Origin of the sequence: Nonlabens sp. Ci31 (assembly GCF_012974865.1) — a bacterium.
Lineage (GTDB): Bacteria > Bacteroidota > Bacteroidia > Flavobacteriales > Flavobacteriaceae > Nonlabens.
The window spans coordinates 2,574,577-2,587,144 of the sequence record NZ_CP043633.1 but is presented as its reverse complement, the minus strand read 5'-3'; the positions used below and the strand labels follow the sequence as shown (position 1 = coordinate 2,587,144).

14 protein-coding genes are annotated in these 12,568 nt (G+C 35.6%); 9 read left to right on the top strand and 5 right to left on the bottom strand.

The annotated features are described in order from the left end of the window. Window positions 1-143 precede the first annotated feature (143 nt). The 5 genes from F0365_RS11445 to F0365_RS11425 all read left to right on the top strand — a co-directional run bounded on the left by F0365_RS11445 (window position 144) and on the right by F0365_RS11425 (window position 4,127). Window positions 144-788 carry an alpha/beta hydrolase gene (locus F0365_RS11445; protein WP_169933805.1) on the top strand — a complete coding sequence of 215 codons (645 nt, stop codon included), beginning with the start codon at window positions 144-146 and terminating at the stop codon, window positions 786-788. A 2-nt stretch (window positions 789-790) separates the two neighbouring features. Then, window positions 791-1,369, top strand: coding sequence for an RdgB/HAM1 family non-canonical purine NTP pyrophosphatase (gene rdgB, locus F0365_RS11440; RefSeq protein ID WP_169933804.1), 579 nt, complete (start codon window positions 791-793; stop codon window positions 1,367-1,369). Between the two features lie 50 nt (window positions 1,370-1,419). Next, entirely contained in the window at window positions 1,420-2,232 is an 813-nt protein-coding gene (locus F0365_RS11435; RefSeq protein ID WP_169933803.1) for a carboxypeptidase-like regulatory domain-containing protein, read from the top strand. 80 nt (window positions 2,233-2,312) lie between these two features. Further along, on the top strand, window positions 2,313-3,308 hold the full coding sequence (locus F0365_RS11430) for a M28 family metallopeptidase (RefSeq protein WP_169934850.1): 996 nt from the start codon (window positions 2,313-2,315) through the stop codon (window positions 3,306-3,308). Window positions 3,309-3,473: 165 nt separating this feature from the next. Continuing rightward, complete coding sequence (locus F0365_RS11425) at window positions 3,474-4,127, top strand: outer membrane beta-barrel protein (RefSeq protein WP_169933802.1); 654 nt, start codon at window positions 3,474-3,476, stop codon at window positions 4,125-4,127. Between the two features lie 192 nt (window positions 4,128-4,319). Here F0365_RS11425 and F0365_RS11420 read toward each other — a convergent pair whose 3' ends face one another. Then, window positions 4,320-5,834 (bottom strand): DEAD/DEAH box helicase, encoded by a 1,515-nt coding sequence (locus tag F0365_RS11420; protein WP_169933801.1) that lies wholly within the window; start codon window positions 5,832-5,834, stop codon window positions 4,320-4,322. A 164-nt stretch (window positions 5,835-5,998) separates the two neighbouring features. Here F0365_RS11420 and F0365_RS11415 point away from each other — a divergent pair, with 164 nt between their 5' ends. Beyond that, on the top strand, window positions 5,999-6,622 hold the full coding sequence (locus tag F0365_RS11415) for a YqaA family protein (RefSeq protein WP_169933800.1): 624 nt from the start codon (window positions 5,999-6,001) through the stop codon (window positions 6,620-6,622). Between the two features lie 162 nt (window positions 6,623-6,784). Here the strand turns inward: F0365_RS11415 and F0365_RS11410 are convergent, their stop codons facing one another. From F0365_RS11410 to F0365_RS11395, 4 genes are all read right to left on the bottom strand, one after another. After that, complete coding sequence (locus tag F0365_RS11410; protein ID WP_169933799.1) at window positions 6,785-7,297, bottom strand: hypothetical protein; 513 nt, start codon at window positions 7,295-7,297, stop codon at window positions 6,785-6,787. Window positions 7,298-7,469: 172 nt separating this feature from the next. Continuing rightward, window positions 7,470-8,357 carry a flagellar motor protein MotB gene (locus F0365_RS11405; protein WP_169933798.1) on the bottom strand — a complete coding sequence of 296 codons (888 nt, stop codon included), beginning with the start codon at window positions 8,355-8,357 and terminating at the stop codon, window positions 7,470-7,472. A gap of 96 nt (window positions 8,358-8,453) precedes the next feature. Continuing rightward, window positions 8,454-9,455, bottom strand: coding sequence for a glycosyltransferase family 2 protein (locus F0365_RS11400; protein WP_169933797.1), 1,002 nt, complete (start codon window positions 9,453-9,455; stop codon window positions 8,454-8,456). After that, window positions 9,452-9,898, bottom strand: coding sequence for a type I restriction enzyme HsdR N-terminal domain-containing protein (locus F0365_RS11395; RefSeq protein WP_169933796.1), 447 nt, complete (start codon window positions 9,896-9,898; stop codon window positions 9,452-9,454). The genes F0365_RS11400 and F0365_RS11395 overlap by 4 nt, the downstream gene beginning before the upstream one ends. A 33-nt stretch (window positions 9,899-9,931) precedes the next feature. On the opposite strand from F0365_RS11395, the gene holA reads away from it, so the two are divergent. The 3 genes from holA to F0365_RS11380 all read left to right on the top strand — a co-directional run bounded on the left by holA (window position 9,932) and on the right by F0365_RS11380 (window position 12,520). Beyond that, window positions 9,932-10,939 carry a DNA polymerase III subunit delta gene (holA, locus tag F0365_RS11390; protein WP_169933795.1) on the top strand — a complete coding sequence of 336 codons (1,008 nt, stop codon included), beginning with the start codon at window positions 9,932-9,934 and terminating at the stop codon, window positions 10,937-10,939. A gap of 1 nt (window position 10,940) precedes the next feature. Further along, window positions 10,941-12,059 carry a 1,4-dihydroxy-2-naphthoate octaprenyltransferase gene (menA, locus tag F0365_RS11385; RefSeq protein ID WP_240961630.1) on the top strand — a complete coding sequence of 373 codons (1,119 nt, stop codon included), beginning with the start codon at window positions 10,941-10,943 and terminating at the stop codon, window positions 12,057-12,059. 263 nt (window positions 12,060-12,322) lie between these two features. Then, window positions 12,323-12,520 carry a hypothetical protein gene (locus tag F0365_RS11380; RefSeq protein ID WP_169933794.1) on the top strand — a complete coding sequence of 66 codons (198 nt, stop codon included), beginning with the start codon at window positions 12,323-12,325 and terminating at the stop codon, window positions 12,518-12,520. Window positions 12,521-12,568: the final 48 nt, after the last annotated feature.

Here is a 12,568-nt window from a genome sequence, read left to right as displayed (position 1 = left end):
TGAAAAAGAAGAGGTCTACAGCGGTAGATTATTTATATAAATAAGAACATAAAACATAAGTTTTAGTAAGAGTTGCTTATGATCAAGACATAGAAAGGAAAAACATTTTATTTCCATAAATTCAAAAGATAAAAAGTACCATAATGGTGAAAACAGTTTCCTATACACATACTAATTCCTACGAGACACTTTTTAAACTCACAGAAAAGACGAAGAATATATGGATTTGCTTTCATGGATTAGGGTATTTATCTGCTTATTTCAAGCGCTATTTTGAAGGTCTTAATGCTCAGGACAACTATGTAATCGTTCTTCAAGCACCATCAAAATCATATATAGGATCTGACTTTAAACATGTAGGTGCTTGTTGGCTCACAAAGGTGGATACCGCTCAAGAAATGAACAATAATTTGAACTATATACAAAAAGCCCTAGTTGCTGAAGATATAATAGGAGATTCACGTATGGTTTTGTTCGGTTACTCACAAGGAGTATCCATTGCTACGCGATTTTTAAAAAACTACTACCACCCTATCAAAGCACTCCTGATGCACAGTGGCAGTATTCCTAAGGAGCTGACATCAAAGGACGGTTTACATTTTAAAAAGTACTGTTCTAGGTTTATACACATCGCTGGAACAAAAGATGAATATTCAAATGATGCTATTATAAAAAGTGAAAAAGAAAAAATAGAACTTCTTTTTGGTACAGATTGTGAGTTGTATAGACCTGAAATAAAACATGTGGTTCACGTACCGTTTATTAAAGAAATCTCTAAAACCTTATAACTATGGAAATTATTTTTGCCACACATAACCAGAATAAGCTAATAGAGGTGCAAGCTTTGATGCCTTCTCATATCAATTTGATAAGTCTAAAAGATTTGGATTTTGATGAAGACATACCAGAAACTTCTGGCAGCATTTCTGGAAATGCTATTCAAAAAGTAGAGTTTTTAAAAAATCAGTTTGATTTGCCCATCTTTGCTGACGACACGGGCCTTCTGGTAGATGCTTTAAACGGTGAACCAGGAGTTTATAGTGCGAGATATGCGGGTGAACAAAAGAATAGTGAGGACAATATGAATTTGCTATTAGAAAAGTTAACAAACAATAACCATAGGGTTGCACGTTTTGTTACGGCTATTGCGTTAGATTTGAACCATAGTCAGACCTTATTTGAAGGAGTTTGTGAAGGAAGTATTTTAAAAGAAAAAAAAGGTGGTAAGGGATTTGGGTATGATCCCATATTCCAGCCATACGGTTTTGATAAATCCTTTGCCGAAATGTCTCTGACAGAAAAAGGCGCTATAAGCCATAGAGCAAAGGCATTGCTCAAGCTAATTGACTATTTGAAAGAAGTTAATTAAATAATAAAACCCTAATAAATAAGTGCTTTAGCTTATTTTTATATGCTCATATGAAATTACATTACTACACCACCCTACTGTTTTTTTTCTTTTGTATTACATTAGGTAATGCTCAGGACGAAAAGGAAACAACAAAAAAAGCCGAGACTGTTGCCAGCATTGTAAAAGGTAAAGTCCTCAACGCCAAAGACAATTCTATTTTAGAAAATGTCAATATTTTGAATCTTAACCAGATAAAAGGAACTGCATCAACTAGAGAAGGTCTCTTTAAAATTGCTGCCAAAGTAAACGATACACTTTATTTATCTTACTTAGGTTTTGAAACTATCAATGTAAGAGTTACTGAGGACTGGCTTAAATTTGGCGATGTCACGATCTCCATGACAGAAAAAGGAATTGCATTAGATGAAGTTACCGTAACAGAAACTTCCTTAACAGGTTTTCTAGAGATTGACGCAAAACGTGCACCTATTTATGCTACAAGAAGGTATAAAATAAGTGGTTTACCTAAAGGCTATGAAGCTGGTGACAGTGAACCAGGTGCGATCACGCAAGTACTGGAAAGTGTTTTTAATCCAGCAGATTTTCTTTACAATACCTTTGGTAAAAAGGGGAAATCCATGCGTAAATTACGTCAAGTAAAAGAGCAAGATGAAATTAGAAACATATTACAAAGCAAATACGATCGAGAAACACTCATGAATTTGCTGCAACTAGACAAAGTGGATATTGATGCGATTTTAAGAAACTGTCAATATTCTAAACAATTTATTGACACCGCAAACGATTTGCAAATTCTAGATGCCATAAGTGAGTGCTACGAGGAATACAAAGTTTTGAAAGCCTCTAAAGAAAAAAAATAACTTAAAATAATTAATCAGTGAACTTTAAATACATAATAATTACAACTGTGTCCCTATCCCTACTTATAGGATGTAAAGGCATGAAAGGTAAAGATGGTAAACCAAGTAAAGATGCTACTGAAGCTACCTCTAGTAAGTCAGTACTAGATTATTCTGAAGTAAAGGTAATGGACTATGCAAATACCATTACTGTAGAAGAATTAAAGGAACAACTCTATTATTATGCCAGTGATGAGATGGAAGGCCGTTATACAGGAAGTCCAGGACAAAAAAGAGCCGTTAATTATTTAAGAGATCAATACAAAAAAATGGGGGTTCCTGGTGGCGCTCCTTACGGAAAGTATTTTCAAGTAGTTCCTGGAAAAGCTTTTGGAAAACCAGAACTTTCCTCTGAGAATGTGTTGGCTTATATAGAAGGTAGAGAATTTCCTGATGAAGTTTTAGTCATTTCTGCCCACTTAGATCACGTTGGTATGGAAGATGGAGAAGTTTTCAATGGAGCTGATGACGACGGCAGTGGTACTATTGCACTTCTAGAAATAGCAGAAGCTTTTAAACAAGCGGTAAATGACGGTTATGGACCAAGAAGATCCATACTCTTTCTACATGTTACTGGAGAGGAGATAGGCCTTAAGGGAAGTAATTATTATGCTAATAACCCCGTCTACCCTATGGAAAATACCATAGCGGACCTTAATATAGACATGATAGGTCGTATAGACCCTGCTCAAAAAGATAACCCAGACTATGTTTATCTGATAGGTAGCGATATGCTTTCTCAGGATTTACATGACATCTCTGAAGCAGCAAATAAAAAATCTGTCAATATGAGGTTGGACTATACTTATAATGGTAAAGATGATCCCAACCGTTTTTACTACCGCAGTGATCATTACAATTTTGCCAAAAACAATGTTCCTGTAATTTTCTATTTCAACGGAGTTCATGAAGACTACCACAAGGCTACTGACACGCCAGACAAAATTGAATACGAATTGTACCAGAGAAGAATAAAATTGATATTTGCTACCGCATGGGATTTAGCAAATGCAGACAAGCGTCCAGCTCTTAAATAAGTAGCCATTCTTTTATAAAACTCAAAGCGCTAACCACTCGGTTAGCGCTTTTTTTATGATTGTATTTAAGGCAAATCAACAATAAAATACCCCATATAGGGTATTTCTTGGCTTTAAAATTTGCTTTAGGTTTGATATGTTTTTTAACCAAATAAATTAAACATCATGAAAACAACAATTTTATCGATTGCATTGCTAGCGTTTACAGCTCTTAGTTTTGCTCAAAATGATTCTGGATTAAGTCCCGCAAAGCTAAACGTAGGACTGACATTAGGTACCTATTCTTTTAATTCTGACACACAAGATGTGGAAATCGAATACTCTTTCAGTGCTGGATTTAGAATAGGAGTTGACTTTTCTGTATATGAAGATGAACAGTTTGATGTAGAAACAGGAATTACTTTAACCAATCACAGAAGCCTCGTAGATCAGCCAGAAATAGGGGCGAAAATAAACTATGATATCTATTGGGCGGGAAGTCATGCCATTTTAAACTATCACATCCTGCCCCAGTCTTTGAGCGTAGGTGCTGGAATATTTGCTGATTTTGGAATTGCAGGGACTCAACAGTTTGAAGGTAGCGATAAAGTCAATGTTTTTGACGAGATAGACGGCGGTGACGCTCCTTTGAGTAGGTTGAACTATGGTGCAGCATTTAAACTTAATCACATCATGAGTTGGACCGATTTTGCAGATGATCTTTATATTTCCTACCGTTTGGGTCTGGCAGATATAGAAGGTGCTGATAATGACACGCAATCTTTTAAAACAGGGATGATTTCTATAGGTGTTAGAAGCACTTTTGAAAACCTCTTTTAAGAATTTTTTGTTTAGTTTGAAGGAAGCGCTAACCTCTAGATTAGCGCTTTTTTAATTTAGCTTCGATTTTAGAAACAAAAAAACTGCGATGGTTATCGCAGTTTTCTGAACTCTATCTCGCTTTCGCCCTGAGCAAAATCAAGATTATGTTTTAATTTTTAAATAAAATTAGAAAGTAAAAGTATCCTATTATTATAAATCTGACTCAATACCTGCAAACTCTTGCTGTAAAGCCATTCTTAAACGACGGTAATAATCTTCTTCTAACCAGTCTTTATAGTTATTTGTATTATTAATAATACAGTAGGCGTATCTTCTAATACGGTCTTTGATATCTTCTTTAAGCAGTTTAGCAAGGATACGAGCGTCAAAAACATCTTCACTATTCTCTACACACCACTGTACATGTTGTGCAATAGATTCATCAAGCACATCTTTGGACTTGCGGTTTTCTTTAGTGATTCTTTTATAAGCTCCTTTGATATCAAAAGTAAAATCTTTGGTATTGGGAAACTCTGCTTTGGTAGCATCAGGCATCTTATACACAAAATTGCGTTCTATCTCTTCATCAGAAACGATATTTTCCACGTAGAAATCTGGAGATCTAAATACTTGTTGCCAGTCTATAGGTTCATTCCACAAACCAAAACGAGCCACGTTATTACCTAAATCGATAATTTGGAATTCCTTTTTATCTTGAAGAATACGAGAACCACGACCTATCATTTGATAATAAAGAGTTAATGATTTAGTCGCTCTATTTAAAATAATACATTCTACACTAGGCTCATCAAAGCCGGTGGTCAGAATACTCACAGAAGTAAGAACTGCATCAGGCTTATCTCTAAACCACCTCAAAATATCTTTACGCTCTTCTTTAGAATTGGTATTATCTAAGTGTCTCACTTCTATTCCTGCACGTCTAAAGGTGTCTTCTACCTCTATACTGGTTCTGATACCGTTATTAAAAATCAAGGTTTTTTTACCTTTTGCTACGTCTGTATAAGACTGCACCAGTTTATCCTGCATAGTTACCGCTGTATAAAGCTTCTCACTACTCTTTACAGTATAATCTCCATTCATACCTATAGTGAGACCGCTTAAGCCTACATCGTAAGTATGAGTGACTGCTTGAGCAAGAAATCCTTGTTCTACTAGAGAAGTGATGCTGTTTCCTACTATAAGCTCTTTATAGTTGTCCTTCATAGGCAACTTAAAGTTGGAGCTCAATGGTGTAGCAGTCACACCTAACATAAAACAGTGATCAAAGTATTTGAACAACTTTCTAAAACTGTTGTAGTGTGCTTCATCGATAATGACAAGACCTATATCGTCTAGTTCGAGCTTGTCATCTTGAATACGGTTATTCAAAGTTTCTACCATCGCAACAAAACAATCGTAGTCTTTTTGATCATCCAGTTCTTTCACTTTAGAATTGATGACCTTATTTTTCACATTAAAACCATTAAGCATTTTGGAGGTTTGCTTACAGAGTTCAATACGGTGGGTTAATATCACCACTTTTTTTCCAGTTTCTCTGATGTACCTGCGTACCATTTCAGAAAAAATAACTGTTTTCCCACCACCAGTAGGTAGTTGGTACAACAAATTGTAATCGTCTGGTTGATTGTTTATACGTTCAAAAACCGCTTCCAGATCGCGTTCTTGGTAATCGTACAAGGATTTAATTTCAGTTTCATTTTTCATCGGCATTGCTCTGGATTTTCATTTTTGAGATTTGCAAAAATACCGCTTTTTAAAAGGTATTAACCTTTGTTTAGTGTTAAGAATCTGATATAATTTTTATTGATAAGAATTTAACGCACTAAAGTGCGTTTAAGTGGTAATTTTGCAACTCAACTTCAATTAATTTGGAACACTCAACAACAAATAAAAAACCTTGGTTTCGACCTGATCGTGCTCACAAATACTATAAGCTTACAGGCTTTTACAGTTTTGTGGCAGATAGTATCAAGAAATCCATGCCTCCAGTTTTAGTTGTTGTTGCCATTCTAGCTGTTATTCACTTTGCTCTAGACGATGGTTTAATGGGGCTTCTTGAGCTTGCCGTTGAGGAATTGCCTGATTATGGTGTTTTGACATTTTTCTACGTGTCTGAAACTGCGTTAGGATTGATCCCTCCAGAGTTGTTTATCGCTTGGGCAGGAGAAACCAGTACTCCCATTTTTAACTTATTTCTTATCGCTTTACTTTCTTACTTAGGTGGTTTTACCTCTTATTGGATAGGTAGAAGAGCTTTAAGAATACCTAGTTTACACAATTACCTTGAAGTAAAAATGGCCAAACAACTCGTCATGGCAAGGAAATGGGGAGGCGTTCTTATAGCGGTAGGCGCTTTACTTCCGTTGCCTTTTTCTATGGCCAGCCTAGTCGCTGGAATGTTGCGCTACCCAGTTAAGGATTGGGCCCTAATTGGTCTACTGCGTTTTGTGCGTTTTGCTATTTACGGAGCGGCCATTTTCTCGTTGGTTTAATCTTTAATTCTTGATTCGCTTTCGCGCCATGCCTGCCGGCAAGGTAGGAAAGCGAGAACCCTGTTCCCTTTAAGAGTTAAATTAAAAATCATTCATAAATAAAAGACTTTCAACCACAGAAAATGTGATGTATCTTCAATGTTTGATGGTTCAACTCAGCTCTTAATTTTTCACTCGATACACTGGATATCTTCTTAGATAATTCATAATTCTTAAAACTTCTTTGCGCTTAATATCATCCTTTACTGTTATAGAAAAGTCGGATCGATTTGTGATTATTTCAGTCCAGTTTTCACCTGGTACTTGAACCTGATTAGAATATCCGTTAGAGTTCATTTCCAGAATAATACGTTCTCCATTTTCATACACCCTATTTACATCTGCAAAAACCACGTGCCCTTTTCTTTTCACATTATAATAAGTGCGCCCATCACTATTACGTACTCTATCTGCAGTAAAATTGAATAGGAGAACCATTTTATTTCCTAATCTTTTGCTAAAGCCTATTTTATTCTGATGAATAGTAACGTTTTCATTTCCTATATATTCTGCTAAATTATTATAATCTTCTACATAAGCAGTTTGAGTAATTCTAACTTCAAAATCAGATTGTGCATGTAGTGTAGGTAAATTTGCAAAAACTAGAATTAAGAATGATAATTTTAAATTTTTCATGAGTTAATTTTTGTGAATTACAATCCATTTAAAAGTAAGAAGAATGGGATCCACCTACAATACCCTATATAAGGTAGATTATACAAACATGAATTTCTCACGCAAATAAATCAGCTAACAAAAAAAGCACCTGCTCTCGCAGGTGCTTTCCTATATTTCAATTAAGAACTGTTTAGTTCTTTTTCATTTCAGTTTCTTTCTTAGCATTTGCTTTTGCCTCTTCCATTCCTTTTTCTACCATATCAAAGAATTGGTCTAATTTAGGAAGTACGATGATTCTAGTACGTCTGTTTTTAGCACGACCTTCAGGTGTGTCGTTTGTTGCTACAGGAATATAAAAAGATCTACCAGCAGCCGTCATACGTTTTGGAGCTACATTAAAATCTTCCTGTAAAACTCTAGTGACCGCTGTAGCACGAGCGGTGCTCAATGCCCAGTTATCTGTGAACTTAGTCGAAGAGATAGGCTGGTTATCTGTGTGGCCTTCTACCATGAGCTCTATTTCAGGTTTGTCGTTTACTACTTTGGCGACTTTACCTAATACCATTTTTGCATTCTCATTAATCTTATCGCTACCGCTAGAGAATAATAATTTATCTGAAATAGAAATGTACACTACTCCTTTTTCAACATTAACACTGATATCTTCATCTTGTAAATTACCTAAAGAGCTTTTTAAACTAGTCACTAATGCTAGTGTTACACTGTCTTTTTTAGTAATCGCATCGTTTAAAGATCTGATTTGCAAGTCTTTTTCTCTCATACTTTCTAGAGAACGTTCCAGGTTACGGCTTCCTTGTGTGGAAAGCGTTACGAGGTCTCCTTGATTGCTTAGAAGTGCATTATTCGAATTTTTAAGAGTAGTGATTTGTTCTTTAAACCCCTCTATTCGGGCATTTGATGCTCTTTCATCTGCTAGACAAGCGTTTAATTTTACTGTTGCTGTATCTAATAGTTCTTTAGTTTCTTTTTGTTTTGCAAGCGCTGCTTCAAGATCTTTTTTAGATGCACATGAAACTAAAAGTCCACCTGCGAGCAACATTAAAAATATTTTCTTCATCTTATTATTGTTGTTTAATTTGTTAAATTCCTTACCAAAATTAATAATATTAAGCAGTAAGACGTGATCATTAACAAGGATTTAAGTTATTATACGTTACTTTTGATAAATCTTTATACCATTTATAAAGTATTGATATACAATACTTAAATCGGTGTTTTTTACTTGCAGAACTTTCTCAAATGCTTTTATTTCTTTTCTTTTCTTTAAAAGTGATTCCAAATGCCTGTAAAAATGAAAGTGCGCATGCAATACGGCCAAAAAATGAGCAAACTTCAGTTCGCTAAGAAACTTTAATGCCGCTATTCCATCCAGCAACATTCTAATAAATAATACTCCTAACCATAAACTGGAATGATCATTTTTAACGATATTATAAAGACAGTTTCTAAAATTATAAAACGTCTTACGTGGGTTTAAATTGTTTAAAGTACCTCCTCCTAAATGATACACGACCGATTGCGGTTCGTAACTAATTACAAAACCTGCATGACGCAACCTCCAACACAAATCGACTTCTTCTTGATGAGCAAAATAATCTTCATCCAGCTTACCTACCTTAATATAGGCACTCTTCCTTAGAAATAGACAGGCACCACTAGCCCAGTCTAAATCGACCACATCATCATACTGACCTAGATCTTTTTCTATACTGTCAAATAAACGTCCTCTACAATAAGGATAGGCATAACGGTCAATAAATCCACCAGCAGCGCCGGCATATTCAAAGAACTCTTTCTTTTTATCATCAAGGATTTTAGGCTGACAAGCAGCGAGTTTTGGATCTATTTCAAATCGCCGAACTATAAAATCGCACCAGCCTGCTGTAACAGCAACATCGCTATTTAATAAACACACCACTTCTTCAGGTACGCTATCAAGGGCTGCATTATAGCCACCAGCATAACCGCGGTTTTCCCCCATCGCAATGATCTTTACTTCTGGATAATGAGTCGCCGTCCATGCTATGGAACCGTCTGTGGAAGCATTGTCTGCCAAATAAATAACATGCTCTTTACGGTGTTCTACCACGCTAGGTAAATAGGTTTTAAGCAAGTCTATTCCATTCCAATTTAATATGACAATTCCTATTTTCATAAAACGTATTCTGGTAGGTCTGGGATAAAATGATAGGTTTGGTTATCATAATCCATGGTACAAAAATAATGCTCCAAACCGTTAGTAAGCATTAAATAATCAGCTTTTAAAGCTAAATTATATCTCGCTATTTGATCAAAAACCGACTGATCGATCTTGATATTTGGCGCTTTACACTCTACCACTAAGTGTATAGAGCCATCTGCGTTAAAACTGATGATGTCATATCGTTTAGTAGTTCCTGCGATGATCAATTGCTTTTCTATGTTGATAAGATGTTGCGGGATTCGCTTTCGCGAAAGCAAGAACGAAACAACATGCTGCCGCACCCATTCTTCTGGTGTCAAAATGACAAACTTTTTCCTGATTTGGTCAAAGATAGCACGTCCTTTTTCAGTACTTTTGACTCTGAAATTTCCAGCTGGTAGTCGCAATGGCTTCATAGCACAATATTACAAAAACAACAACAGCTCTCGATGAGTGATGTCACAAACATTTTAGCTTCCTTAAAGCAAAAAAAATACGCGCCTGTGTACTTTTTATGTGGTAGTGAGCCTTATTTTATAGATCAAGTTAGTGATTATATAGAAGATAACGTACTGGATGAAGGCGAGAAAGGCTTCAATCAAATGGTGATTTATGGAAAAGAAGCCACCATGGAAGAAGTGCTGGAAAATGCAAAACGCTTCCCTATGATGTCAGATTATCAAGTCATTATCGTGAAAGAAGCGCAGCACCTAGTGAAGCAATTGGCAAAACTAGAAAGCTATATCGAGCAACCTCAACCCACCACGATTCTTGTTTTTGCTTACAAATACAAAACTCCTGACGGCCGTAGCAAGATTACCAAACTGTTGAAGAAACATGCTGTTTACATGGAAAGCAAGCCTCTTTATGAAAATAAGGTTCCTGCTTTTGTAACTGGCCGACTCAAAGAAATGGGCTATCAGATCGATCCTAATGCTACGAGAATGTTAGTGGAATTTTTAGGAAACGATCTTGGGAAGATCAATAACGAGCTTTCTAAACTCGCTTTAGTTCATTCTAAAGAGCAGCCTATTACTCCCCAAGTGATCGAGGATAACATAGGTATTTCTAAGGACTATAATAATTTTGAATTGCGCAAAGCCCTCGGAGTGAGAGATGTGGTTAAAGTCCACAGAATCATCAACTACTTTGCAGAGAACCCTAAAGAGAACCCTTTTGTGCTTACTACTGCTCAATTGTACAGCTTTTTTGTACAACTATTAAAAGTACATACCTTAAAGGACATGAATCCTCAAGCGGTGGCAAAAGCTGCGGGTGTAAATCCGTTTTTTGTTCAAGAAATCATTACCGCTGCAAAAAACTACCCCATGAAATATTGCAGTCGCGCTATAAAAGTGATTAGAGATATGGATGTAAAATCAAAAGGTGTAGGAACACATCAAGCCGACCCTACTGATTTATTAAAGGAAGCAATGGTAAATATCATGTCTAAATAAAATGGCTGAAACAAGCAAATTAAAAGCCTGGATCAGTGCTGCGAGATTGAGAACACTGCCATTGAGTATTAGTGGAATTCTTGTGGGAAGTGCTTATGCCTATTTGGGTTTATATCAAGGAAAATTAGGCAAGTCGTTCTTAGAAAACTTACAAAAAGAAAATGTTTACAATCAGCTGTCGAATAATTTACAAAACGAAGTTTCAGAAGCTCTTAGTCGTTATCTAAATGATTTCAATTTATTAATACCCATTTTAGCTCTAATCACAACATTAGGTTTCCAAATCCTATCCAACTTTGCCAACGATTATGGTGATGGTGTAAAAGGAACCGATAATGAAGATAGAATCGGCCCAATGAGAGCCATTCAAAGCGGTATTATTTCGCCACAAGAAATGAAACGTGGAATGGTCATTACCGCTATTCTAACCTTGATAAGTGCCATTCTCCTTATATATGTAAGTCTAGGAATAGATCGTTTATTCATTTCTTTATTCTTTTTGGTGTTAGGCATTGCAGCCATTTGGGCAGCGATTAAATATACGGTTGGTGACAATGCCTATGGTTATCGTGGATTGGGAGACGTATTTGTTTTTATCTTTTTTGGTCCTGTAAGTGTTATAGGTATTTATTATTTGATTACCAAAACGATCAATTGGGAAATGATCTTTCCTTCTATGACGATAGGTTTATTAAGTGTTGCTGTCTTGAACCTTAATAACATGAGAGATGTAGAGAGTGATAAAAAAGCTGGAAAGAATACAATTGTGGTAAAGATGGGGCTTGCTAAAGCAAAGTTGCTTCATTATGGGTTTGTTGTAATTGCTTTTTTGTGTGCGGTTTATAGCGCTTTAAATGCATTTGTAATCTCAGGAAATAATTTAGTTATGGATGTACTGATCAATAGATTTGACGTTGCGGCTGGTAATAGTCCTAACTCTCCATTCTTATATATAAATTTCCTACCTCTCCTAGCCTTCATCCCATTATTTATACACCTGTTCAAAGTTAAAAAGACCACATCTCCAGCACTCCTAGATCCTGAATTAAAAAAGGTGGCTTTATCTACATTCTTCTTTGCGATTCTTTGTGTGGTTAGCGTCTGTATTTTGACCCAATAGCATTCTAAGAGTAAACTAGGAATACGTAATATTCTGTTTAATCTTTTATCGATAATTTGTAATAATTTTAGACATTATGTGCAGCATAGTAAACAGCTAGAGATCAGTATTTATGGAATAGATAATCATTTTTTATAGTTAAAACTGAAGCATTTTGAATTTCAAACGTTGTAGTTATCATGATTAAGCCATATATTTAGTACTTAAATAGAAATAACCTACGTACTTGATAAAAAACTACTTAACTAAAAATCTTGAAAATTATGGCTAGAGCTATGTTTGAGTATACTAAAATGATACTCGAAAAAGTGAGTTTCGACCATACTCTATTTTGCAAGGAATTACAAAAAGCAGTAGGTCGTTTATTACCCTTTGAAATAAAAGAATTAGAAATCTGGGTCAAACAACTGGTTTTACAAAACCCAGAGTTAGGAAGTTGCGTGCCCTTGTTAAAGGCTTAGCAACTTAAAAATTAATTAAAAAAGGATATGAAGTGGAATATAAACCCT

What these genes read in the sequence shown, in the direction of transcription:
- F0365_RS11380 (WP_169933794.1), top strand. Translation starts at nt 12,323, where the DNA reads ATGGCTAGAGCTATGTTTGAGTATACTAAAATGATACTCGAAAAAGTG.
- F0365_RS11445 (WP_169933805.1), top strand. Translation starts at nt 144, where the DNA reads ATGGTGAAAACAGTTTCCTATACACATACTAATTCCTACGAGACACTT.
- rdgB (WP_169933804.1), top strand. Translation starts at nt 791, where the DNA reads ATGGAAATTATTTTTGCCACACATAACCAGAATAAGCTAATAGAGGTG.
- F0365_RS11425 (WP_169933802.1), top strand. Translation starts at nt 3,474, where the DNA reads ATGAAAACAACAATTTTATCGATTGCATTGCTAGCGTTTACAGCTCTT.
- F0365_RS11395 (WP_169933796.1), bottom strand. Translation starts at nt 9,898, where the DNA reads ATGAAGCCATTGCGACTACCAGCTGGAAATTTCAGAGTCAAAAGTACT.
- F0365_RS11420 (WP_169933801.1), bottom strand. Translation starts at nt 5,834, where the DNA reads ATGAAAAATGAAACTGAAATTAAATCCTTGTACGATTACCAAGAACGC.
- F0365_RS11410 (WP_169933799.1), bottom strand. Translation starts at nt 7,297, where the DNA reads ATGAAAAATTTAAAATTATCATTCTTAATTCTAGTTTTTGCAAATTTA.
- F0365_RS11405 (WP_169933798.1), bottom strand. Translation starts at nt 8,357, where the DNA reads ATGAAGAAAATATTTTTAATGTTGCTCGCAGGTGGACTTTTAGTTTCA.
- F0365_RS11400 (WP_169933797.1), bottom strand. Translation starts at nt 9,455, where the DNA reads ATGAAAATAGGAATTGTCATATTAAATTGGAATGGAATAGACTTGCTT.
- menA (WP_240961630.1), top strand. Translation starts at nt 10,941, where the DNA reads ATGGCTGAAACAAGCAAATTAAAAGCCTGGATCAGTGCTGCGAGATTG.
- holA (WP_169933795.1), top strand. Translation starts at nt 9,932, where the DNA reads ATGAGTGATGTCACAAACATTTTAGCTTCCTTAAAGCAAAAAAAATAC.
- F0365_RS11430 (WP_169934850.1), top strand. Translation starts at nt 2,313, where the DNA reads ATGAAAGGTAAAGATGGTAAACCAAGTAAAGATGCTACTGAAGCTACC.
- F0365_RS11435 (WP_169933803.1), top strand. Translation starts at nt 1,420, where the DNA reads ATGAAATTACATTACTACACCACCCTACTGTTTTTTTTCTTTTGTATT.